The 23,539-nt window shown below is 46.4% G+C and carries 23 protein-coding genes; 11 read left to right on the forward strand and 12 right to left on the reverse strand.

The genetic code is table 11. The features are described 5' to 3' along the window. Positions 1 to 17: 17 nt before the first annotated feature. Positions 18 to 230 (reverse strand): hypothetical protein, encoded by a 213-nt coding sequence (locus Q0537_RS03175; protein WP_299225036.1) that lies wholly within the window; start codon positions 228 to 230, stop codon positions 18 to 20. 122 nt (positions 231 to 352) lie between these two features. Here Q0537_RS03175 and Q0537_RS03180 point away from each other — a divergent pair, with 122 nt between their 5' ends. Further along, positions 353 to 973 (forward strand): hypothetical protein, encoded by a 621-nt coding sequence (locus Q0537_RS03180; RefSeq protein WP_299225038.1) that lies wholly within the window; start codon positions 353 to 355, stop codon positions 971 to 973. Positions 974 to 1,216: 243 nt separating this feature from the next. On the opposite strand, the gene Q0537_RS03185 is transcribed toward Q0537_RS03180, so the two are convergent. The 7 genes from Q0537_RS03185 to Q0537_RS03215 all read right to left on the reverse strand — a co-directional run bounded on the left by Q0537_RS03185 (position 1,217) and on the right by Q0537_RS03215 (position 8,652). Beyond that, positions 1,217 to 2,389, reverse strand: a complete 1,173-nt coding sequence (locus Q0537_RS03185) for a HAMP domain-containing sensor histidine kinase (protein ID WP_299225040.1) — start codon at positions 2,387 to 2,389, stop codon at positions 1,217 to 1,219. Beyond that, positions 2,382 to 3,044, reverse strand: coding sequence for a response regulator transcription factor (locus Q0537_RS03190; protein ID WP_299225042.1), 663 nt, complete (start codon positions 3,042 to 3,044; stop codon positions 2,382 to 2,384). Before Q0537_RS03190 ends, Q0537_RS03185 begins: the two co-directional genes overlap by 8 nt. Beyond that, complete coding sequence (locus Q0537_RS03195; RefSeq protein WP_299225044.1) at positions 3,044 to 3,301, reverse strand: hypothetical protein; 258 nt, start codon at positions 3,299 to 3,301, stop codon at positions 3,044 to 3,046. Before Q0537_RS03195 ends, Q0537_RS03190 begins: the two co-directional genes overlap by 1 nt. Positions 3,302 to 3,732: 431 nt before the next feature. Then, positions 3,733 to 4,722 (reverse strand): methionine ABC transporter ATP-binding protein, encoded by a 990-nt coding sequence (locus tag Q0537_RS03200; RefSeq protein ID WP_299225046.1) that lies wholly within the window; start codon positions 4,720 to 4,722, stop codon positions 3,733 to 3,735. A 44-nt stretch (positions 4,723 to 4,766) separates the two neighbouring features. Further along, entirely contained in the window at positions 4,767 to 5,753 is a 987-nt protein-coding gene (locus Q0537_RS03205) for a diaminopimelate dehydrogenase (protein ID WP_299225048.1), read from the reverse strand. A gap of 60 nt (positions 5,754 to 5,813) precedes the next feature. Further along, positions 5,814 to 5,960 (reverse strand): hypothetical protein, encoded by a 147-nt coding sequence (locus tag Q0537_RS03210; RefSeq protein WP_169748464.1) that lies wholly within the window; start codon positions 5,958 to 5,960, stop codon positions 5,814 to 5,816. Positions 5,961 to 6,000: 40 nt separating this feature from the next. Continuing rightward, on the reverse strand, positions 6,001 to 8,652 hold the full coding sequence (locus tag Q0537_RS03215; protein ID WP_299225050.1) for a valine--tRNA ligase: 2,652 nt from the start codon (positions 8,650 to 8,652) through the stop codon (positions 6,001 to 6,003). A 233-nt stretch (positions 8,653 to 8,885) separates the two neighbouring features. Here Q0537_RS03215 and Q0537_RS03220 point away from each other — a divergent pair, with 233 nt between their 5' ends. The 5 genes from Q0537_RS03220 (at position 8,886) to Q0537_RS03240 (ending at position 14,787) form a co-directional block, all read left to right on the forward strand. Next, positions 8,886 to 9,662, forward strand: a complete 777-nt coding sequence (locus Q0537_RS03220) for a MetQ/NlpA family ABC transporter substrate-binding protein (RefSeq protein WP_005870677.1) — start codon at positions 8,886 to 8,888, stop codon at positions 9,660 to 9,662. A 114-nt stretch (positions 9,663 to 9,776) separates the two neighbouring features. Further along, the gene (locus Q0537_RS03225; protein WP_297881087.1) at positions 9,777 to 10,601 is read left to right on the forward strand and encodes a peptidylprolyl isomerase; all 825 of its coding nucleotides are present in this window, start codon (positions 9,777 to 9,779) and stop codon (positions 10,599 to 10,601) included. Positions 10,602 to 10,835: 234 nt separating this feature from the next. After that, entirely contained in the window at positions 10,836 to 11,435 is a 600-nt protein-coding gene (locus tag Q0537_RS03230; protein ID WP_297916153.1) for a DedA family protein, read from the forward strand. Positions 11,436 to 11,750: 315 nt separating this feature from the next. Then, positions 11,751 to 13,157 carry an aspartate ammonia-lyase gene (locus Q0537_RS03235; RefSeq protein ID WP_005870686.1) on the forward strand — a complete coding sequence of 469 codons (1,407 nt, stop codon included), beginning with the start codon at positions 11,751 to 11,753 and terminating at the stop codon, positions 13,155 to 13,157. Between the two features lie 286 nt (positions 13,158 to 13,443). Beyond that, on the forward strand, positions 13,444 to 14,787 hold the full coding sequence (locus tag Q0537_RS03240; RefSeq protein WP_299225052.1) for an anaerobic C4-dicarboxylate transporter: 1,344 nt from the start codon (positions 13,444 to 13,446) through the stop codon (positions 14,785 to 14,787). A gap of 862 nt (positions 14,788 to 15,649) precedes the next feature. Here Q0537_RS03240 and Q0537_RS03245 read toward each other — a convergent pair. From Q0537_RS03245 to Q0537_RS03260, 4 genes are all read right to left on the reverse strand, one after another. Then, complete coding sequence (locus tag Q0537_RS03245) at positions 15,650 to 16,144, reverse strand: hypothetical protein (protein ID WP_299225054.1); 495 nt, start codon at positions 16,142 to 16,144, stop codon at positions 15,650 to 15,652. An 893-nt stretch (positions 16,145 to 17,037) separates the two neighbouring features. Beyond that, entirely contained in the window at positions 17,038 to 18,090 is a 1,053-nt protein-coding gene (locus tag Q0537_RS03250; protein WP_299225056.1) for a HAMP domain-containing sensor histidine kinase, read from the reverse strand. Continuing rightward, entirely contained in the window at positions 18,087 to 18,767 is a 681-nt protein-coding gene (locus Q0537_RS03255) for a response regulator transcription factor (protein WP_297883365.1), read from the reverse strand. Before Q0537_RS03255 ends, Q0537_RS03250 begins: the two co-directional genes overlap by 4 nt. A gap of 196 nt (positions 18,768 to 18,963) precedes the next feature. After that, positions 18,964 to 19,617 carry a hypothetical protein gene (locus Q0537_RS03260; protein WP_299225058.1) on the reverse strand — a complete coding sequence of 218 codons (654 nt, stop codon included), beginning with the start codon at positions 19,615 to 19,617 and terminating at the stop codon, positions 18,964 to 18,966. A gap of 424 nt (positions 19,618 to 20,041) precedes the next feature. Here Q0537_RS03260 and Q0537_RS03265 point away from each other — a divergent pair, with 424 nt between their 5' ends. From Q0537_RS03265 to Q0537_RS03285, 5 genes are all read left to right on the forward strand, one after another. Continuing rightward, the gene (locus tag Q0537_RS03265; RefSeq protein ID WP_297902493.1) at positions 20,042 to 20,719 is read left to right on the forward strand and encodes a CsgG/HfaB family protein; all 678 of its coding nucleotides are present in this window, start codon (positions 20,042 to 20,044) and stop codon (positions 20,717 to 20,719) included. A 9-nt stretch (positions 20,720 to 20,728) separates the two neighbouring features. Then, positions 20,729 to 21,223, forward strand: a complete 495-nt coding sequence (locus Q0537_RS03270) for a DUF4810 domain-containing protein (RefSeq protein WP_299225060.1) — start codon at positions 20,729 to 20,731, stop codon at positions 21,221 to 21,223. Continuing rightward, a complete protein-coding gene (locus Q0537_RS03275; RefSeq protein WP_299225062.1) occupies positions 21,220 to 21,900 on the forward strand; it encodes a DUF799 domain-containing protein in 681 nt (226 codons plus the stop codon). Before Q0537_RS03270 ends, Q0537_RS03275 begins: the two co-directional genes overlap by 4 nt. 18 nt (positions 21,901 to 21,918) lie before the next feature. After that, entirely contained in the window at positions 21,919 to 22,374 is a 456-nt protein-coding gene (locus Q0537_RS03280; protein WP_299225064.1) for a DIP1984 family protein, read from the forward strand. Positions 22,375 to 22,796: 422 nt separating this feature from the next. Beyond that, a complete protein-coding gene (locus Q0537_RS03285) occupies positions 22,797 to 23,483 on the forward strand; it encodes a tyrosine-protein phosphatase (protein WP_299225066.1) in 687 nt (228 codons plus the stop codon). The last annotated feature ends 56 nt before the right edge of the window (positions 23,484 to 23,539 follow it).

A 23,539-nucleotide genomic window follows, 5' to 3' on the forward strand; every position in this document is an offset into this window, starting at 1 on the left:
ACGCGCGGGTTTAAATTTTATTTGTCGCTTCCTATAAGGCTTAAATTCTTGCTCGGAAGAGGCGGAGCGGAAGGGGCTATACTTGCGAAGCTCCCTTTTACTTTGCTTCGGCCAGCAACCGCAAGCAGGTCTGCCGCCCAAACCCCGCCTAGATCACTGCGCGTTAGAAGCGGCGACGCTTTGTTTTTAAACAAAGCTTTGCTGGTTAAATTTAATAAATTTGGCTTCAAATTAGACCGTAAAATTCCAAAACAGGTCCTTATTGTGAAATTTACCGGATAATAAGGCATAAAATTTTAAAATTTAGCGCAAGCCGGGTTTTGACGCGCAAATTTTATTAAAGGAGCGAACGATGAGCGATTTGCTAAATTCTCAAGGCGCGCAAGAGCAAGAGGCGCCGTATCCCGATACGAAATTTACTAAATTTTTCGGGCGACTTTACGCGGCGGTTTTTGCGCTGTTTGCGATCACGGCGCTTAGTGTATTTGCGCTACCCGAAAACATTTTAGACGTAAGCGCGGCATGCGCGGACTTCGTTGGATTTATGAAGCGGTTTTTTCCAAACATCGCCGCAATCGGCAAAATAAGCCCGCATACGCAACTTGCGGAATTTTACGTCGCGGCATTGTGGATACCTATTTTAACGGCTTTCGCGCTAAGCTGCGTGTATTGTCCGATCGCCACATTCTTATACAAAAAAGAGCTTCCCGCCGTCAAGACGCAGCTAATTATGCTTATCGGCATACCTTTTATCTATTGGCTTCTAAATAATTATTTCTACGCCGATTTTGCCATAAACGGCATCCCACACAAAGTAGGCAACGGGCGGACGTTTCCAACTTTTGCGAGCAGAGAGAGCCTGTTTGGTTGGCTATCGTTTTTTGGAGGCGGCTCAATGTTTTTTGGTATGTCTGTTCCGATTTTATTCAGTAATATAGTCCACTGGATATATCTATCGAGAAATAAAAGCTAAATTTTATAAAATCGCGGACGAATAACATTCCGCACCCATAACTTTTAGGGTCATTTTACGAGCGCAAAGCGAGCGACTGATAAAATTCTACGCTCCGTTTTAGAACAAAAACAAGCGACGATTAAATTTAAACGCTCCGGTAATTAAAGCCTTTTTGCGCGGAATTTAAGCGACCAAACTACGATTAAATTTAAACCGCAGGCGGTCGCTTTTAAATTTTAAATTTCACTAAATTTTAAAATTTTATTTGCGCCACGTAAGGCGAAAGGTCGTTATCTCGCCCGGCACGCTGTCGTAGGAGATAGAAAAGGAGTATTTTTTGCAGACCTCGCTTACGATGCTAAGCCCGATTCCAAAGCCGCCCTCGCTTGAGTTAAAGCGCGCAAAGCGCCTGAAAATTTCGTCGCCCTTTTTCCTGTCGATCCCCTCGCCGCTGTTTGAGATCGCTAGCTCGCCGCGCCTTAGCCGCACATCCACGTAGCCGCCTGCATCGGCGTATTTTACGGCGTTGCTTAGCAGATTGTCGATCAGGCGCGAAATTTCATAGACGTTTGCGTTCATGCTCGCATCCGCAAGATCGGTTTTAAGGCTTAGTCTGCGCTTTTGAATAAACGGCGCGAAGTATTCGCAGCGCGAAGCGACGAGGCTTTTTAGATCGATCGAGCTAATCTCGCCCTCCTTATTCATACCGAAGGTTAAAAACACGAGATCCTCGTAGATGCGCGAAAGCGTCTTAGCGGCAAGGTCGATATTAGCAACGCGCTTGGCGTTGTATTCTCCAAGCTCTGCGTGCCGCATCGTCTCGACGCTCATGGAGATAATGCTAAGCGGAGTATTAATCTCGTGGGTACTATCCTTGATGAAGCGATTTAGTGTGTCGATCTTATCGTAAAGCGGCTTTGTGCCTAGCCGCACCAGATAAAACGCCACGGCTAATATCACGCCCAAAAGCGTTATCATCATCGCTGCGGTTTTGATACGAAGCGTTAAAATTTCGCTCCGCACGCTACTTCCAAGCAGGATGATTTTAGCCTTGGAAAAAGCGTTTCGCTCCTCCATATTTTGCAGATTCTCATAAATTCCCAGCCTTCCGCCACTTATAAATTCCGCCTTTAGCTTCGCTTTATCAAGCGCTCCAAGCTCACCGCCGCAGCCGTAAATTTCATCAGAGTTTGGCTTAAATATACACGCACTCACGCCCTTTTCGCGCTCGAAGTCCGCTAGTGATTCCAGCCCGTCCATGCTCGCTTTCATATAGATCATCATTTTGATCTCTTTTAGCTCTTTTATCCTGTGCGAAAGCAGCGCGGCTTCGTTCATCCTGTAATTTATCTTGAAAAAATATCCTAAAAACAACGCACTTGAAATGAGATATAAAGATAGAATTTTAAGCGTTAAAGCGGTCTTTTCAGACATACAGATACCCTGCGTTACGGCGATTTATGATGTGCTCTTCGCCTAGGACGCGGCGTAGATTTTTGATGTAAGTTCGCAGCGCTTCCTCGCTCGGAGTTTCGTCAAAAGCGTAGATTGCGGAGAAAATTTCATCCTTGCTTAAAAGCCTGTTTTTATTTTGTAAAAAAAGCGCCAATAGCTCGCGCTCTTTGTTTGAAAGCGCGACGGGCACGCCCGATCTGCGTAGCTCTTTGCTTGCAAAATAAAATTTAAACTCATCGCTGACGGTTACGAAATCATCGAAATTGTGGCTGAAGCTTCGCTTTATGAGCGAATTAACGCGCAGCAGTAGCTCTTTTAGTTCATACGGTTTTTTGAGATAGTCGTCGCAGCCGCTTTTAAAACCGACCTCAAGATCATTAAGCGTATTTAGCGACGTGGCGAATATCGCAGGGGTGCGATCGCCGCTCTTGCGAAGCTCTTTTAAAAGTGAAAATCCGTCGCCTTTGGGGATTTTCACGTCAAAGATAAAAAGATCAAATTTTTGCTCATAAGCAAGATCCGCGGCGCTTTGAGCATCGCTGCAAACGCACACGTCAAAGCCCGCGTCTTTTAGATATTCACCGATGAGATCGCAAAGCGTCTCATCGTCCTCTACGAGTAAAATTTTACTCACTACATCTCTTTTTTCATCTCTTTTTTCATCTCTTTTTTCATCTCTTTTTTCATTTCGCCTTTCATCTCATCCTTCATATGTTTGCCCTCTTTCATAGCATCCTTGTGCATATCCTTCATATCGCCTTTCATCTCTTTCGCACTATTATGCATTGATGTATTGGCGTCCTTCATCTCATCTTTCATGCCCATATCGGCAGCTACGGCAAAAGTGCCAGCAAATAGCGCACTAAGCGCAAACAAAGTAAGTTTTTTCATTACGTACTCCTTAAAAGAAATTAGCGGAATTATACTTCCGCAAAAGTGAAGTATGTGTGAAATTCCAAAAAAATTCAAATTTAAATTTAAACGCCTGTAATTTCAAACGCGACGCGGCTTAAATGCGCTCGGTCGGTCGCGATCTCTGAAATTTAAATCGCCTCGCTACGGCTAGTCAAATTCTAAACGCAAATCAAAGCTAACGAGGGCGCACGCCAACAGCGCATCACCGAGCTTGCTTTACCGCGGCGAGATAAAAATTTAAACCGCCGGCAAAACTAATTAAATTTGTAATGCCACGACGCGCACGTCAAATCAGAAACGCCGAGCCAGCCTTTGAGTTCGCGACCTCGCGCGAGCTTTTAAATTCGCTATGCCGCGTAAGCCCTTAAATTTAGTGCGGCACAAGCGCACAGGGCGCGAAATCGCACCTAGATCGCGGCGCAGCTTTTGATCTCATCCTCGCTTACAATCTCGTAGATTACGCCCGCCTTTTTGATAAACTCCTCCACGCGCGCGACGTGTGCGGGCTCTACGTTGATCACGAGGCTTCCGACGACGTTTTTATCGAGGCGCTCGAGCTTGCCCCAGACGATGTTAAAATTTATCTCCAAAGCGCGCGCCATATGCGTGATCACGCTGTCAAACGCGACCGCGGGCGGGAAAAAGAGCCTGATATTTACGCCGCTTGCGGGCAGCACCTCCTCCTCGCCCAAAAACTCCTTCATATTCTCATCCGGGTGCAAAAACAGCGAGACGATATCGCCCGAGTTGCTCACGCGCCCGCCCTTAAGCAGGATCGCACGCTGCGCGATGCCTTTTACGACCTCCATCTCGTGCGTGACGAGCACGATCGTGATGCCTAACTCGCGATTGATGCGGCGCAGAAGCGATAAAATTTGCGCGGTGGTGTTGGGATCAAGCGCCGAGGTTGCCTCGTCGGAAAGCAAAATTTTAGGGCTTAATGCAAGCGCGCGCGCGATCGCCACGCGCTGCTTCTGTCCGCCGCTAAGCTCGCTAGGATAGGCGTTTGCTTTATCCGCAAGCCCTACGAGCTCCAAAAGTTCGGCGACGCGGCGCTTCGTGTGATCCTTTGAATATCCCCAAAATTCTAACGGCGTGGCGACGTTTTGCGCGACGCTGCGGCGGCTCATAAGCGCGAAGTGCTGAAAAATCATACCGATATTTTTGCGCAGCTCGCGGATCTGAGCGCCGCTTAGCTCTCTTACCTCCCTACCCTCTACTTTGAGGCTTCCTTCTTGATAGTCCTCAAGGCCGTTTATGCAACGCAGCAGAGTGCTTTTACCCGCGCCGCTACGACCGACGATAGCAAAAATTTCACCCTGTTTCACCTCCAGACTCACATCGTCGATCACGCAGGTTTTGCCGTAAAATTTCTTTAAATTTTCTATCTTTATCACTCAGATTTCCTCGTTAATAATTCCGCTGAAACGCCCCCAGAAATTTATAAAATTTCGCGCCTTAGCTCGTCTGCGCTCTTTGGCGAAAGAAGCGCCGGCGCGATGTCAAACACGCTAAACGCGCCGCACTCGCCCTTTTGCGCCAAGCGATACGCCGCGCGGGCGTAGGCAACAAGCACGCTAGCTGTAAATTCTGGATTTGAGTCAAGCTTTAGCGAAAACTCGATTAAGTGTTTATTTTCTCCGCGCTCGCCTGTCGCTCCGCTTCTCAAGACAAATCCTCCGTGAGGGATGCCGCCGTGCTCTTTTTTAAGCGTCGCAAGATCTATGAAATGTACGCCCGTGTCGTAGTCGGCAAAGTAATTCGGCATCGTTTTTATCTCGCGCTCGATGCGCACTTTCTCGGCGCCCTCTTCGGCTACGACGTAGCACTCGCGTAGGTGCTTTTCGCGCGTGCTAAGTTTCGGATTTTCGCCCGCGCGAACTCGCTTTAAGGCGCTTTCTATCGGCACGGTGTATTGTCGCGCGTCCACGACGCCCTCGATCCTGCGGATAGCGTCGGAGTGGCCTTGACTCACGCCTTTACCCCAAAACGTATAACTGCTGCCGTTTTCTAGCACGCTCTCGCCAAGCAGTCTATTTAACGAAAACAGCCCAGGATCCCAGCCCACGGCGATGATGCCTACATTTCCGCCCTTTTTGGCTGCGGCATCTACCGCGGCGAAGTGCTCCGAGATTTTTGCATGCGTATCGAAGCTATCGACGACGTTAAAGCTCCGCGCAAACTCGGGCGTCTGCGTCGGCAGATCGGTCGCGCTACCGCCGCAAAGCACCAAAACGTCAAATTTGCCCTTGTACGATAAAATTTCATCCGTGCTAAACACCGGCGCGCCGCATGTTTTTACCTCGCTTGGATTTCTGCGGCTAAAAACCGCCGAAAGCTCTAAATCCTTGCTATTTCGCGCGGCAAACTCCACGCCGCGACCTAAATTTCCATATCCCAAAACCGCTATTTTTATTTTTTCGCTCATTTTTTATCCTTGATAAATTTTAAAATTTAGCGCGTAAAACGGCGCGCCGCCGATGAAATTTTACCTCAGTAGGAAATAATAAATTACGTATAACCAACTTAAAAATCCGTGGATTATCGCCCACATTATGCTTTTATTGGCTCCCCACGATAGTGCGACGGCTATGACCGTGCCTAACGTAAATCCACCGATACTACCTTTTGACATATTTTTCTCCTTGATTTAAATTTAGACTCAAACGAGCGGACTACTCGCCAAACGCCTTTAGCTCGTCACATACTTTGGCGAATTTTTCCTGCGCGCTTTGCAACCCTTCGCGGTTTGAGGCGACGACGGCAGCTGGCGCGGAGGAGATAAATTTTTCATTGCCAAGCATTGCAGAGAGCTTTTCGATCTCTTTTTGCAGTTTTGCTTTCTGCGCGCTAAGGCGTGAAATCACGCCGCTAAGATCGACCCCCTCAAGCGGCACGAAAGTTTCTAGCCTCTCGCTTACGTCGCGGGCAGAATTTGCGATATTTTGCTGCGTAAATTCCACTTCATCTACCTTGGCTAGCGTTTTGATATAATCCGCGGCGGCGCTTAGATCGACTGCGGATTTGACGTAGGCTTTGGCTACGCGCGCATTGCCGAGCTCGATCGTCGCCTTTGCGCGGCGGATGCTAACGATCGCTTCGATAACGAGCGAAAATAGCTCTTCGATCCGCTCGTCGCGCTCGCCAGGCTGTGGGTATCGCATCACCATGATGGAGCTCGCGTCTTGCAGTTTCGTGCCGCTTAGCTCCTGATACAGATACTCGCTTAGAAACGGCATAAACGGGCTTAGCAGCTTCATCGCTTCCTTAAAAATCATCCCTAGCTCGCCGATCGCGGCCTTGTCCGCCTTGCTAAGCTCGATGCCCCAGTCGCAAAACTCGTCCCAAAAAAACTTATAAAGCTCGGTCGCAGCGTCGTTGAAGCGGTAAGTATCTAGGCTCTCGCGCACGGAATTTACGCAGCAGTTAAAGCGCGAAAGCATATATCTGCCGAGGCTCGTTTTGATCTGCGCCGCGTCTAAATCGTCGAATTTAGACGCGTTTAAAAGCAAAAATTTGCTCGCGTTATAAAGCTTATTCGTAAAATTTCGATATATCAAAAGCTTATCGTCGCTAAGGCGCAAATCGCGCCCCTGCACGCACAAAATCGTAAGCGTAAAGCGCAAAATATCGGCGCTAAATTCATCGATTTTTAGTAGCGGATCGACTACATTTTTGCTCGATTTGCTCATCTTTTTGCCGTCTTTGTCCTTAACCAGAGCATGAAGGTAGATGTCGCGAAACGGCAGCTCGCCCATGGCGTTTTGGCACTGAAACATCATGCGCGCGACCCAGAAAAACAAAATGTCAAAGCCGGTAATTAGCATGGTGTTTGGATAAAATTCGCTCAAATCCTCCTCAAACCACTTCTCGTTTTTCAGCGCCTCGCCGTTGCCCCAGCCAAGCGTGCTGATCGGCCAAAGACCGCTTGAAAACCACGTATCGAGCACATCGGGGTCTTGAGTAAAATTTTTACCGCCGCATTTTGGGCAGGCATCGGGAGCTTCTCGCTCATCCGCCCACTGATGGCCGCAGTCGCAGTAAAACACAGGAATTCTATGCCCCCACCACAGCTGGCGGCTGATGCACCAGTCCTTTAGCTCGCGCATCCAGGCGTTGAAGCTATTGATCCAATGTTTCGGGAAAAAATCCGCCTCACCGGAATTTACTTTGGTAATTGCATCTTTTGCGATATCTGCGCGCACGAACCACTGCTGCGAGATGTATGGCTCGACGACGTTTTTGCAGCGGTAGCAATAGCCGACTTGATTTTCGTAATCCTCGATTTTTTCGATAAAGCCCAGCCGCTCGAGCTCTGCTACGATCTGATCGCGCGCGGCAAGCCGCTCTAAACCTCTAAATTTACCGCACTGCTCGTTTAAAATTCCTTTTTCGTCAAATACCGTGATAAACTCCAGCTCGTGGCGCTTGCCGACCTCATAGTCGTTGGTATCGTGCGCGGGCGTGACCTTCACAGCGCCCGTTCCGAAGCTCATATCGACGTATTCGTCGGCGATGATCTCTATCTTGCGGCCGATTAGCGGCAGCACGACTTTTTTACCGATCAAATTTTTATAGCGTTCGTCCGCGGGATTTACCATGACGGCGGTGTCGCCGAAGTAGGTCTCAGGGCGTGTAGTAGCGACAACAATGTAGTTGCGGCTCGTCTCGCTCGAATCTTTGCAAGAGTTTGAATTTTGTCCGTCCGCAAAGTAATAACGCAAGTGATAAAGTTTGCCCTTGTTCTCCTTATGCTCGACCTCCACGTCGCTTAGCGCGCCGTCGTGCGTGCACCAATTTACCATGTAGTTTCCGCGCACGATGAGCCCCGCGTTGTATAAGCTTACGAAGGCTTTGCGAACGGCGTTTTTAAGCCCTTCGTCCATCGTAAAGCGCTGTCTGCTCCACGCGGGCGTGACGCCCAGGCGCTTCATCTGCTTTATGATCTGCCCGCCGCTTTGCTCCTTCCAGTACCAAACGTGCTTTAAAAACTCCTCGCGCCCTATCTCTTCTTTTTTGATCCCTTGCGCCAAAAGCTCGCGCTCGACGACGTTTTGCGTCGCAATGCCTGCATGATCAAGCCCCGGCTGCCACAGCGTGCGATAGCCGTCCATTCGCTTGTATCGCGTCATTATGTCTTGCAACGTAAAAGTGAGCGAGTGCCCGATATGAAGCACTCCGGTGACATTAGGAGGGGGCATCATGATACAAAAGTTTTTGCCTTTTTGCTGGATATCTTTATTTCCGTCGATCTCGAAGTAGCCGCGCTGCTCCCAAATTTTATAAAAGCTCTCCTCTACGGCTTTCGCGTCGTAAAAATCTGCCATTTTCAGCCCTTTTTTAAAATTTTAAATTTTGCGATTTTAGCGGAATTTATGTAAAGCGCTCATTAAAGCGTGCCAATTCTGCATTATACAATAAAATGTAGTATTTAAATATATATATGAATATCGAATTTTAGAATATTTTAGATAAAATTTTAAAAAATCATATAAAAACACTTGACATTAAAAATTCTACCTGCTATAATACCGCGAAATTTTAACCAAAAGGATTAAATATGAAGAAATTTCTTCTCGCTTCGCTTCTTAGCGCCAGCGTCGTCAGCTTCGCTCTTGCCGAAAAAATCGTAGTCGCCGCTACTCCGATACCGCATGCCGAAATTTTAGAGCAGATTAAGCCTGATCTAAAAGCCCAAGGCTACGATCTTGAGGTCAAGGTTTTTAACGACTACGTAACCCCGAACCTCGCTACCGACAGCGGCGACGTGGATGCCGGATTTTTCCAGCACGTGCCGTATATGGAGGAATTTAACGCTAATAAAGGCACGAAGTTAAAAGCGACCGTGGGCGTGCACTTAGAGCCGATGGGCATCTACAGCCATAAGATTAAAAATTTAAAAGATCTTAAAAACGGCGCTAAAGTTGCCGTACCGAACGATCCGACCAACGAAAGCCGCGCTCTTGATCTGCTCGTAGCCGCGGGGCTCATCGAAGTAGATCAAAACGCTAAGCTTCGCACGCCGTTAGATGTCACGAAAAATCCTAAAAATTTAGAAATTTTAGAGCTTGAAGGCGCCGCGCTTCCACGCACCCTGGGCGATGTCGATATTGCAGTCATCAACTCAAATTTTGCCTTTAACGCAAATTTAAACCCAATCAAGGATTCGCTATTTTTAGAAAAGGCTGAGGGCAACCCTTACACAAATGTCATCAGTGTTAAAGAAGGCAACGAAAACAGCCCTAAAATCAAGGCGCTAGATAAAGCGATCCAAAGCGAGAAAGTGAAAAAATTTATCGAGACGCAATATAAAGGCGCAATCATCCCGTCGTTTTAACTCCTCTCTTTTTAAAATTCGGCGCAGGATTCGCGCCGAATTTGCTGACATTCGCTATTTTGTTTACTATCTTTTTTTATAATTGCGCGAAATTTACCGAATAAAGGAAAAATAATGAAAAGAATTTTATCTTTCAGCTTTGTTGCCGCTATGGCTATATCTTCGCTTAATGCAGGCGTTTTGGCTACTGCAAAAGACGCGAATATCACTATTACGGATGAGGATGTTGCACCGTTTTTAGCTCAAGGTATGCAGCACGGCGGGCAGGAACCGACCGCCGATGAGAAGAAAAAACTAATCGACGATCTAATCAAATACAAACTTCTAATCGCAGAGGCGAAAAAATCAGGCGTTGAAAACAGCGACGAATATAAACATCAGCTAGAGCTTGCTAAAGATGGCATCGCATTTAATCTATGGCAACGCGAACAGGCTAAAGACGTAAGCATCAGCGACGAGGAAGCCAAAAAAATTTATGATGAAAATAAACAGAATTTCATGCAACCAGATTCCGTTACCGCAAGTCATATCTTAGTAGCAGACGAAAAGGCTGCTAAAAACGCGATTGCGAAGCTATCAAAAGTCAAAAAAGAGAATTTAAAAGAGGAATTTAATAAGCTAGCTAAAGAAATTTCAATCGATCCAAGTGCGAAAGAAAACGGTGGCGATCTAGGCTCTTTCGGCAAAGGGATGATGGTGCCGGAGTTTGAAAAAGCAGCGTTTGCGCTAAAAGATGGTGAGATGAGCAAAACGCCGGTAAAGACACAATTCGGATATCATGTAATCTACAAAGAAAGCAGCAAAAAGGCCGAGACTATGCCGTTTGAAAAGGTAAAAGATCTCATCAAAAATCAGCTACTTCCAAGCAAAGTAAACAAAAAAATCGATGACAAGGCTAACGAGCTATTCGGGAAACTAAACATCGAATACGCAAAATAGTTTTAATTTTAAGGCGCGAGGCTATTAAATTTATATGCAAGTTCGCTGCGGCAGTAACTTGCAAGGATAAATTTTAGCCCGCGCCTTTATTTTATATGCGCTAAATTTTGTGAAATTTTAAGATCACTCTTGTATCGCCGGATTGTTAAATTCTAAACTTATTCGCTCTGCCGATGTTAAATTTTGCGGAATTTTAAGCGCAGCCGGTTTTTTACATTAAATCAAGGAATTCAAATGCTTTCTAATATCGTAAATTTTATCGTAGAATTTGTCGCAGGTTGGGGATACCTTGGCATTTTTGTGATGATGTTTTTAGAAAGCAGCTTCTTTCCCTTCCCAAGTGAAGTCGTGATGATCCCTGCGGGCTATCTGGCCTCAAAATCGCAGATGAGCTTTGTTATAGCATTTGTTTGTGGGCTTGGCGGCAGCATCACCGGCGCGCTGTTTAATTACTATCTATGCTACTTTTTTGGACGTAAGATTATCGCTAAATACGGCAAATACGTAGGCATCACCGAGGAGAAATTTGCAAAATTCGAAGCTTTTTTTAACCGTCATGGCGAAATTTCAACGTTTAACTGCCGCCTAATCCCAGGTATTCGTCAATACATCAGCCTTCCTGCGGGGCTTGCAAAGATGAATGTCGCGCGCTTCGTGCTATTTACCGGGCTTGGGGCTGCGATTTGGACACTAATACTAATGAGCTTGGGATATTTCATCGGCGAAAACGAGGAGCTAATCAAGCAAGATCTGCATCTAATTACGATCGCTCTGTTCGCCGTCGTCATTATAATCTCGCTCCTATATGTTTATTTTATAAAACGCAAAAAATAGCTCCGCGCTAGTAAATACAAATACAATGAAAAATTCCATTTTGCTGCCTTTAACTTCAAATTTTTCAAATTATAATTTAAGCTAAACAAGAATTTTTATAATTTTACTTTCATAATCTGCGTGCGATACGATATTTCTATTAAAGTGTAATTATGCCTTAGTAACGAATTCCAAAATATTTTTTAAGTAAAATTCTATTTAAAGCCTTAAACAATCATACTAATTTCTAAATTTTAATTTTTCGTTACGTTTTAAGCTGCTTTTAATACTAAAAGCTTTAAAATTTCATTAACAATTTCAACGAAAGGACTTATTATGGCAAAGACCAGAAAAGAACACGATTTCATCGGGGAATTAGAAATTTCCGACGATTTTTACTACGGTGTGCAAACATTTAGGGCACTAGAGAACTTCCACCTAAGCGGACGAGCGCTCAAAGACTATCCATTTTTTATCAAGGCATTTGCACAAATCAAAAAAGCAGCTGCACTAGCCAATAAAGAGGTCGGAGTCCTAGACGCGCAAAAAGCCGATGCGATTGCAAAAGCTTGCGACAGGCTCATCGCAGGAGAGTTCAGAGATCAATTCGTAGTCGATATGATCCAAGGTGGCGCCGGAACTTCAACGAATATGAATACCAACGAGGTCATTACCAATATAGCTTTGGAGAGCATGGGACATAAAAAGGGCGAATACCAATACCTCCATCCAAATGATCACACGAATTTGGGTCAAAGCACCAACGATACCTATCCTAGCTCGATCAAAGTCGCCGCTTACGCCAAGCTAACCGATCTATTAAAAGCTATGGAAAATTTGAAAAAAGAGCTTGAAGTTAAAGCCAAAGAATACAAAGATGTCATAAAAATGGGAAGGACGGAGCTTGAGGACGCCGTTCCTACTACTCTTGGAAACACTTTCAACGCTTTTGCTACCTACATCAAAACCGATATCGCACTTATCAAAGCTGCTAGAGAGTCGATGACTTACCTAAATATGGGCGCTACGGCGATTGGTACGGGCATCAACTGCCACCCTGATTACAAAAACGTAGTCGAGAAAAAACTGGGCGAGATCACCGGCGTTAAATTTAAAGCCGCAGAGGACTTCATCGCCGCCACACAAGACACTGCGGACTTCGTCCACGTTAGTGGCGCGTTAAAAACAGCAGCCGTCCGCCTAAGTAAAATCGCAAACGACCTACGTCTTATGAACTCCGGTCCTAGATGCGGACTAGGCGAAATCGAGCTTCCTAAGATGCAACCGGGCAGCTCCATCATGCCGGGCAAAGTAAACCCAGTCATCGCCGAGGTCGTAGGCGAGGCTTGCTACGAGGTAATCGGCAACGACGTGACTATTATGCTTTGCTCCGAGCGCGGAGAATTCGAGCTTAATGCGTTTGAGCCTGGCATCGCATATGCGCTATTTAACTCGATCGTGCTTTTGGAAAATGCGATGAATACACTAGCTGAAAAAGCTATCAAACATCTAAAGGCAAATCCTGAAGCTTGCCTAAAATCGGTGCTAAATTCCGTCGGTATCGTTACTGCATTCAATCCATATATCGGTTACGAAAAATCCGCAAGTATCGCCAAAGAGGCGCTTCAGACCGGAAAATCCGTCGGTGAAATCTGCTTAGAGCGCGGATATTTGAAAAAAGAGGAGATCGATAAGATCCTAGAGCCTAAATCTATGCTCAACCCGCATATGAGCAAAAAATAGTTTCAAACTAGGTGCGGCGCGGAATTTCGTCGGTTAATTTAATAGGCGAAATTCCGCAAAGTAGAATTCTAAATAGATAAAATTGATCGTGCAGAATTCCGTAGATGCAGAATTTCATCAAGTTAGATTTAGCTTCCGTGGAGTAAAATTCCACTTGCGAAATTTTAGGATAAAATTCCGCATAGAATTCCGACCACTGAATTATAAAGATAATTCGGATTTTACCTGCTGAAATCTTTAGAATTCTGCGCGCCGTTAAAAAAATTACTTTATAAGGAGTTTTGCAATGGACTTTATGGTGATATTGCAATTTATTGTTTTGTTAGGCGGCATCTACCTAGGCGTTAAGCTAGGCGGCATGGGCGTCGGTTATGCAGGTGGCTTAGGCGTCATCGTCCTAGCCATTTTGGGTATGAAGGTCGATATGAAGGATATCCCGATTGACGTTATCCTAATTATCGCATCGGTAATCTCCGCGATTACGGCGCTGCAAGTCGCAGGCGGACTTGATTATTTGGTTCAGGTAGCATCTAAAATTTTAAGGAAAAATCCTAAGCAGATCAACTTCCTAGCGCCTATCGTTACCTATCTACTTACGATACTTGCGGGCACCGGACATACTGCGTTTTCTATGATCCCGGTTATCGTCGAGGTCGCAAAGACGCAAAATATCAAGCCTTCCGCTCCTCTTGCGCTTTCAGTCGTTTCATCTCAGGTAGCGATCACTGCGAGCCCTATTTCAGCGGCGTTCGTCGCTATGAGCGGCTTGTGCGAAAAGCTAGGCGTTAGCTATCCTAAACTTTTGTTTATCTGCATCTCTACTACCTTCGTAGCTATGTTGATTACGGCTTTTATCGTAAATAAATTTTACGATCTCGATCTTTCAAAAGACCCTGTTTACAAAGAGAGACTTTCAAAAGGTCTTGTAGCCGAGATCAAAGCCGAGGAGTATAAAGAGCCAAAGCCTTACGCGAAAAGATCGGTTGCGATATTTGCTATCGGCGTTTTGATCGTCGTTTGCTATGCGCTTGCGATCTCAAAGAGCGTCGGCTTGGTAGAAAAACCAATCCTTTCAAGAGATAGCGCGATCATTAGCTTTATGCTAACTATCGGCTTTCTTATCGCTGTTTTGTGCAAGATCGATACGGGCAAACTGCTCTCTACCAGCACTTTCCAAAGCGGTATGAATGCGTGCATCTGCGTCATCGGTATCGCATGGCTCGGTACTACTTTCGTAAACGGTCACATCGACAGCATCAAAGAGGTAGCTAAAAACGTCGTTACGCAGTATCCTTTCGTACTAGCCGTCGCGCTATACTTCCTAAGCTGCTTGCTATACTCGCAGGCTGCGACCACAAAGGTTATGATGCCTGCCGTCGCCGCTGCGCTTGGAATGACTAGCCCTGAAAATTCCGGTCAAATTTGGATCTTAGTCGCATCGTTCGCAGCCGTTTCAGGCTTGTTCGTGCTCCCTACCTATCCTACGACGCTCGGCGCGATCGCAATGGACGATACCGGAACAACCAGAGTCGGTAAATTTGTATTTAACCACTCGTTTTTCCTTCCGGGAACCATTATGGTTGCGCTTTCGGTTGCTCTAGGATTTATCGTAGCTCCTGCGCTAATCTAGCGCTATCTCCCTACCCCCGACAATCCGCTCGGGGGTAAAATTTATCTAAAATTTACCGCTTAAAATTTGCCGAAAATAAAATTTAGCCGTTTACTGCGACCAAACAAAACATATGCTTTACTTAATAAACCGCGGTGCGGCGGATTGATCTGCTATTTTGCGATTAAATTGAGCCAAAAATTTTATCTAAATTTACGTCTTGCCGCCGATCTACAAAACAACTATTTGCAAAACCATGCTGTCCTATCAAGCAAGCTCAAATTCTCAAAAATGCTCAAGTAAAAACTAAGATAAGCGGCCAAAATTTGCGAGCAGATATCTTGCAAAGCCGCTTCAAATTTTATCCAGCGACGCGATTTACCCAGATCAAATTGGCAAAAAAGCTCAAAAGCGCTGGATGATCGCACTTATCGTCACGATACTTTGTATAACGGTAGATAAATTTTTAGACTTAGGACTTTTGGCACGGCTTGGATTTTGGGTTTCGGATCTTTTGACTAGTTTTTAAGATTTCTAAATTTAGTTAAACATCGGCGTTTAAAACCGCCCTTTGAAGCGAAATTTACCGACTAAATTTGAGGACTTTAACGCAAAATAGCTTTTTTACTTGCGTATTTTTGATCACGGCTAAAATTTGGGTAGTAAAATTTGACCCTGAATTTGACGGATTTGCAGACGAAATGAAAATTTAACTCGCTAAATCTCCAAATTTGTCCGACTTTGTACTTTAAATTTTACTCTCGTTTTCGGCGTTTTTAGTAAGCGCTCCTTTAAATTTATATTTAAAATAAAACGTCCACGCAAGCGGGCAAAGGATATTTAAAACCATTGCAGTGTAATTTCCTTGAGTATTAAAAACCAGCTATATCGAGGCGGAAAAACTAATCAGATAAACGACCGTGTATGCGATCGGTAGGAAACTTTTTAACTCAATCGTTATTACTAAAACATAAGCGCAAATCGCAATTAAAGATGCGATAAAAAAGCCGACGAATACCCCTTCTTTTTGGCGGTTTATATGAGCGTCAAAATAGCCGTAAATACAGCCTATAAGTATAAAAATAGCGAGCGCCAGCCAGATAAATTTGAGCCAGCGCGCGAAAGAAGCCCTAAATAGCATATAGGAGCAAAATACTAAAAAATACGCATTTACGATAAAGTGGTAAAACATTAAAAAGAAGCCGTCGCCCAAGAAACCCCAGTCGTAACCGAGGCCAAATATTGCGTTATTTATCAGCCAAAACGCGCTGGATCTAGCCACTAAAAACGCAGCCGTAAGTAAAATCGGATGTAGCAAGACCCTGCCCGCGAAAATATCTGTGCAGACGCATTTGAAAAAATTTACGATTTTTGGCATTTTGGCTCCTAGATTTGCGCTTTGATGCAAAGTAAAATTTACTCCGTTAAATTTTACGCTCGGATTTTACTGCGTTTGTTTAAATAAATTCGTCAAACTTAAAGGCGCACTAGCTTAGCGCAGCGCTGCTATGAGCGTAAATTTTACTTTGAAAATATACAGCGCGTGATGAGAGGATAGCGGATTAAAATTTTAGTTTAGATAGTTAGCGAGGGTGCGCCCCTTTTCGCAGCGGATGCGAGGCAGGGCGCAAATTTCGTAAATTTTATAAATTTTCGGCAGATCGCCGAGCTCAAAGCGTAAAAATTACGCGCCTAAAACTACAGCCGACAAAAGCCCCCATAAAATGGCCTCTATCGCTAGCACCGAATGAAGTACGGTCGTATTCATCGCTTCTCCTTTGTTTTTAATTCTATTTATTGCTCGGCTCGGGCCGCTAGGGGCGTACCCGATCGATCTATGGGCGGGATTATATAAGATGATTGTGTTCTTAATGTGTCTTTTGAAATTTAGGACAAAATTTTCTCCGTCCGTCGTAAAGTGCGAGACGACGGCAGATTTCAGGCAAAATTCAGCTATCTGTGTTAAGGCGCGGCAAATTTAAGCGAGCCTGCCGCCCGCCGTAATGCGCGGTAAAGCCGTAAAGGGCGGCAAAGTCGCAGCGCGCGGTAAATTTAAAGCAGAATTCCGACCTCGTCGCGGCGCGCGAGGCGTCCGCAGCAAATCGATATAAAATTTAAAGCAGAATTTTATGTGAATGCGGCGCGCGACGCACCCGCGCTTTTTTACGTCGTTAAAGCTTGTATCGGCGCGACTTGCGCCCGTGGGGCGAAATTTCACGGCGAGCTATGAATTATAAGACGCAGCTCATCCGCGCCGTCTTGATCTGAAATTTAAAGCGGAATTTTAACGCGCGCCTCGGTTCCGACGCCCGGCTCGCTTTCGTATTCGATCTGTCCGCCTAAAATATCGAGCGCTCTGCGTACGATGCTAAGCCCAAGCCCGCTGCCGAGCTCCTTATGCGATTCCTCGCACTGATAAAATCGGTCAAAAATTTTATCCAGCTTCTCGCGCGCGATGCCGATGCCCTCGTCTTTTACGATCACCTGCGCAAAGCCGTCGCAAGCGCGGCAACGGACGAAAATTTTACCGCCCCGACGCGAGTACTTAAGCGCGTTTTCGATTAAATTTCGCCAAATTTGATTTAGCAGCCCCGCGTTTGATCGCACGCTAAGCGGCGATAAATTTAGCTCAAACTCGTGCCCTTCGTAGCTTTGGCTCAGCGAGATGATGCATTGCCGCAGCTGCTCGTCTATATGTACCGCTTCATCTAGGCGCACCGCCGCGCCGCTATCGAGTCTCGTTAGCTTTAGCATATCGGTGCAGAGCTTGCTTAGGCGGTTTGCTTCCGCGCCGATCGAGGCTGCGTATCGCGCCGCGCGCTCCTCGCTCACGCCGCCCTCTATCATCTCGCTTAACGCGGCGATTGAGGAGATCGGTGTTTTCATCTCGTGCGAGACGTTTGAGACGAACTCCTTTTGCAGCTGCTCGTGCTTTTGCAGCTTCTGCGCCATTTTATTGACGTTTACTACAAGCTCGTCCAGCTCGTGCATATAGAGGTAATCAGTGCGGTACCTGTGTATCTTGCGCTCAGCGCGCGCCTCAAAATCGCCGTTAGCGATCGCGGTGATCGCGTCTAGTAGCCGCTTGATCGGGCGGAATAAAATTTTAAGTCCGAAGTAAAGCAGGGTAAAATTTAGCGCCATCGTGATTAGGCAGATGATCGCACACAGCGCCACTCCGTCCCAAAACCCGCCGATCTTACCGCCGATGCCTATGTAAAAAAGCATGCAAACCGCAAAGCAGACGATGAAATTTATCACGCCGAATGCGAGCGAAGAGTAAAACGCGATGAAGCTTTTAAGGCTGATGAGGTATTTTTTCACGCTCGCTCCTTTTTTACGGCTTTGTAGCCGAGCCCGCGCACGGTGATTATCTCAAAATCCTTGGAGGTTTCAAATTTCGCCCGCAGCTTTTTGATGTGCGTATCGACGACGCGCTCGTCGCTGTCCGTTTCGTAGCCCCAAATTTCGCTCATTATCTCAAATCTCGTAAAAATTCTGCCCGCGTAGCTTAGTAGCAGAAACAAAAGACGAAATTCCTTCGGCGCCAGGCTTATCCGCTCGCCCGCCGCGCAGACGCTTAGCGTATCGTAGTCAAGCTCGCTTTCACCGATGAGAAGTCGCTTTTCGTTCGCGATCTTTGCACGTCTTAGCAGCGCATGCACGCGCAGCACGAGCTCTTTTAAATTTATCGGCTTGCTCATATAATCGTCCGCGCCGCTTTTAAAGCCCGTCTGCATATCCTCGATCTCGCTTTTTGCCGTTATAATCAGTATCGGCTGGCTCTTTCCGTCGCGCCTAACGTATCTGCTAAGCTCAAAGCCGTCCATCTTAGGCATCATCACGTCCGAGATGATCAGATCGAAGTGAGCCTCGTCTAACGCCTCTATCGCCTGCTTGCCGTCGAAGGCGCAGCTCACGCTAAAGCCCTCGTCAAGCAGTTTTTCTCTTATCGCCGAGCTCAAAGCCTCGTCATCTTCGACGAGTAGGATATTAAACATACGACTCCTTTTGTGATTTTTTAAATTTTCGGGATTATAACAAATTTATTTTCAAGCAGACAAAATAAACGGGCGTGATTGTAAGGCGAAAATTAATCGTCGCATTGTCAAACGTGCTCCCGGGCAGTGAAATTTGCCGCTTTACTCGTTTGTGCGCGGCAGTAAAATTTTGTAGTATTTTGTTGCGGATAAATTTTCACTCCTCGCCACTTGCAGGTGCGTTTATTTGCGTGTTTTTATCCTCTGAGGCGAAAATTCTTTTGAACTCAAATTTGAAATAAAACGCCCATAGCAAAGGACAAACGATCGACAGCGCCCAAGCGGATGAGAAAGCGCCGAACGATTGCGCCTTAAAAACGATATAAACCGCCAATGCGTAGCTCACGACAAATACCGCCGCGTAAATAATCGGCAAAAATCGCTTACATACGACCGATAAAAACAAAAGATAGATGCTCGCGGCGATTAGGGATGCGAGGAAAAAGGAGTAAAACACACCTTCTTTTTGATGATCGATATCTACGCGATAATATCCCAAAAAGCACGCTGCGACGAGCAAAACCGCAAGCGCCGCCCATATAAGCGCAAAAGAGTATTTGATCTTTCGCACGAGCAAAAAATGTGTGCATAGAGTGATAAAATAGGCGCAGCACGTGAACTCAAGCATAAATACGAATATCCCTTCTCCTACGAAATCCCAGCCATACCAGCGATCGAAAATAAAATGAAAAATTATAAAGTAGCAAAGCCGGCGCGCCGCCAAGAATGCCGCCGTCACCAAAATCGGATGCAGCAGCAGCCTGCCTGCGCGCAAATCCGCGTATAAATTTTTAAAGTAGCTTTTTGGCATATGAGCTCCTTTCAAATTTGAACTTCTATCGTTTTTAAGATCGATCCGGACTGCCTCATTGAAAAAATTGAAATTTCGCAGAGCTTTAGTACGCGCGCTTCACCTTGCTAAAATATAAGTTAAATTTTAAAAACATATCGTTTAAACTTCCCTAAATTTCAGCGCAACCGGATGAGTTTAATTTAAATTGAGGCAGAGCTGCGCGCGGTTTTTTATAAGCTTTTTAAAAGCGGCTTCGCATCGGCAAGCCTCTTTTAAAATTTGCTTACTTTAAAGTGACGCCGCTGTTCGCGCGATCTTTATCAAATCTCCGCGATTTTGACATGGCGTATTTTAAGGCAAATTAATTAAATTTGAAACAAATCGTATCCGTTTTTTTAAGAATTTCTTGCTATCATACGTAAATTTTTTCAAGGAGTAAAGAATGAATTTCAAAAAAACCATATCGGCTGCCGTTATTGCAGCTTCAGTGCTGGCGCTATTTAGCGGATGCGCGAAAGAGAGCTCTCGCGTAGTGCAAACCCCTACGGTAGCGAGTCTAAACACTAATTACTCTGGCGAGCGGATCGCCGTGTCGGTAGGACGCTTTAACAACCAGTCCTCTTACAACAACGGGGTGTTCTCCGACGGGGAGGACAGACTGGGCAACCAAGCGCAGACAATTTTGATCTCAAGCTTACAACAAACAGGACGTTTCTCGGTGCTTGATCGCACGAATATGCGCGCCATCAAAGAGGAAAGCGCAATCTCCAAAAGCGCACAAAACTTAAAAGGCGCCAGATACGTTATCACCGGCGACGTGACTGAGTTTGGCCGCAAGACGACCGGAGATCATCAGCTGTTTGGAATTTTAGGCAAGGGAAAGACTCAAACCGCGTATTCTAAAGTAAATTTAAACATCGTTGATGTTAGAACGTCCGAGGTGGTCTTTTCGACCCAGGGTGCGGGCGAGTATGAGCTATCTAATCGCGAAGTGCTAGGTTTCGGCGGCACTGCGGGCTATGATTCGACGCTAAACGGCAAGGTGCTAAGCCTAGCGATCATCGAAGCGGTCAATAATCTCGTAAACGGCCTTGAAAACGGCGCGTTTAAAGTGAGATAAGGATAAAATTTGAAAGCAGGTAGCGTTTTTGCGCTTACCGCTGCGGCCGTGATCTTTTGCGGCTGCGGCGGCGGGAGCCGGAATCAAATTTATTACTGGGACGGCAGCTACACGGACTCGACCTATCAGTATCTAAAGCAGGAAGGCGACGTAGGCGAGCAGATCGAAGCGCTTGAAAAATCTATCCAAAAAGCATACGAAAAGGGACTCAAAGTCCCGCCGGGGCTTTATTCGCATCTGGGGCTTTTGTATCTAAGCGCGGGTAACGGCGCAAGGGCGAGAGAGAACTTTGAAAAAGAAGCTCAGGCTTTCCCTGAATCAAAACCGTTTTTGACCTTCGTTACAAACCCCGCCGCGCTTAAAAAAGCTGAGGCTGCAGCCAAGCCCGGCGCCGATAAAGCCCAAGGATCAAGCGAACGCGAAGCCGCCAAAGCAGCCTCTGCGAAGCAAGGCAAAGCTGCCGCAAAGCAGGGCGGCAAAACGAATAAAAAGGCTAAAAAATGAAAAATAAAGCTCAAATAGCTATTTTTAGCGTATTCGTGGCGCTGTTTTTTAATGCGTGCGCTCTAAGTGAGCCTGAAATTTATGACTACTCGGCGCTTCAGCAGGCTAAGCCTCGATCGATTTTGGTGCTGATGCCGAGCAACGAAACAACCGAAGTGGACGCAAGTGCTGCCGTGCTTGCCAACGCGATCTATCCGCTAAGCGAAGCGGGGTATTATGTATTTGATCCAGCGCTCGTGCATGAGACCTTCAAAAATAACGGAATTTACGAGGCTAGCGACATCCAAAATGTCTCCGCGCACAAGCTAAGGCAGATTTTCGGTGCGGACGCCGTGCTGTATCTGAATGTCGTCAAATACGGCACTTCGTATATGCTTATCAAAAGCACGAACGTGGTGGCGGTCAATGCCAAACTCGTGGATTTGCGAAGCGGCGTGATGCTCTGGGAGGGCTCGGCGCAGGTCAGCGACGACTCGGGCGGAGGCGGTAACAATCTCGTGGGTATGCTGATCTCCGCTGTCATTAAGCAGGTTAGTGATACGATCACCGATGCGGGATACAAGCTCTCTGCGAGCGCAGATGCGATACTTTTGGGGCAGAACTGCAATAACTGCTTACTATACGGCCCGTATTCACCGCACTACGGACAAGATCGGCAGCTAAATAGCGGCAAATAAATTTTAAAAAGGACGAAAATGAAACTAGCCGAGGCGCTGATACTGCGCGCCGACATACAAAAACGCATCGAGCAGCTAAAATCAAGGCTCGCGGACAATGCGAAAGTGCAAGAGGGCGAGAATCCTAGCGAAGAGCCAAAGGCGCTGCTAGCCGAGCTGGACGTGCTCACAAGCGAGCTTGAGCGCCTGATAGTTCGGATAAATTTAACCAACTGCACCGCAAAAGCGGACGGCAAGAACCTGACCGAGCTGATCGCCAAACGCGACATACTCACGCTAAAAGCTGGTGCATTGCGGGCTTTCGCGCAAGCTTCCGCGCAAAAAGTGGATGTTTATTCACGCAGCGAGATTAAAATCCTAAGCACGGTCGACGTCGCGGCGCTGCAAAAGCAGGTGGACGAGCTAGCTAGGCAGATCAGACAGCTTGATACGACGCTGCAAGGTGCGAACTGGCAGACCGATCTGATCGACTAAAGCGTCAAATTTAGCGGCGAAATTCGAAAGGATTTCGCGAAAAGATAAAATTTCGGGTAAGTATCGCAAGAGGCGAGCATGAAAACCTTCCCTGCAACGGAATTAATAGCGCTCGCGGAAACGGCGCACCCCCTTTTTACGATTTATTTTCAGTAAATTTACAGGGGCAATGTGACTACGCAATGTAACTACCTAATGCTGATCTAGCGATACCCAGGGCGGGAACGGGGAAATTTTAAAACGAAATTTTAATTTTTGCGGCGCGACTTGCGGGCTTGCAGTAAAATTTGGCGGCGATCTGGGCGGCCTTGACGCTCAAATTTTGCGTTAAATTTAGGCGCGCTTGCAATTTTGCATTTTAACCTGCCGAGCATAAAATTTTAGAAAAATCATAAAATTTAGCCAAATTTAAAGGATGAAATTTGAAATTTAAAACCCTTGCGCTAGCGGTTGTATTTTTCTTTGCGACCGGCATGAATGCGGAGCTTGCGACAGAAGCGAATTCCATAAATTTTAGAAAAACGAGCGGCGCGGAGCAAAATCTCGCGGACGCAAAAGACGCCAAATTTCAAAACGTGGGGTTTAAGAGCGCAGATACCGCAGCGCGCGGTACAAACCCAAACTCATCGCAAAAAGCAACCCTCATCGACGAAGCAAAAAATTTCTACCGCGTGGACGAGCTGCTGTTTCGTAGCGCACAGCTTGATGGAAGCTACGCCGCGAAGCTGCACGAGCTTGGCATCAAAAGCATCGTAAATCTGCGCCATTTTAGCAGAGGCGGCGACAAAAGGGCGTTTGGGGATCAATTTTGGCTCGCAAACAAGCCGCTTCAAAGCTGGGAGATAAAGCCCGCACAGATCGCGGACGTTTTGCGCACCATTCGCGAGCGCCAAAAGGAGGGCGCCGTGCTCGTGCACTGCTATCACGGAGCCGATCGCACGGGGCTTGTGGTGGCGATGTACCGCGTGATCTATCAGGGCTGGAGTCTGGACGCCGCGCGCAGCGAGATGATAGACGGCGGGTACGGCTTTCACTCCATGTGGCAGGATATCGCGGGCTTTTTGACGCCGCAAAACGAAGCGCTCGTAAGAGCCGAGCTTGGAATTTAGACGAAATTTCGTCCGTCCGATCAGACGGCGGCAAAATTTGTAAATTTAATAATGAC

It is taken from the genome of uncultured Campylobacter sp. (genome assembly GCF_938017775.1).
In the GTDB taxonomy this organism is placed as follows: Bacteria; Campylobacterota; Campylobacteria; order Campylobacterales; family Campylobacteraceae; genus Campylobacter_B.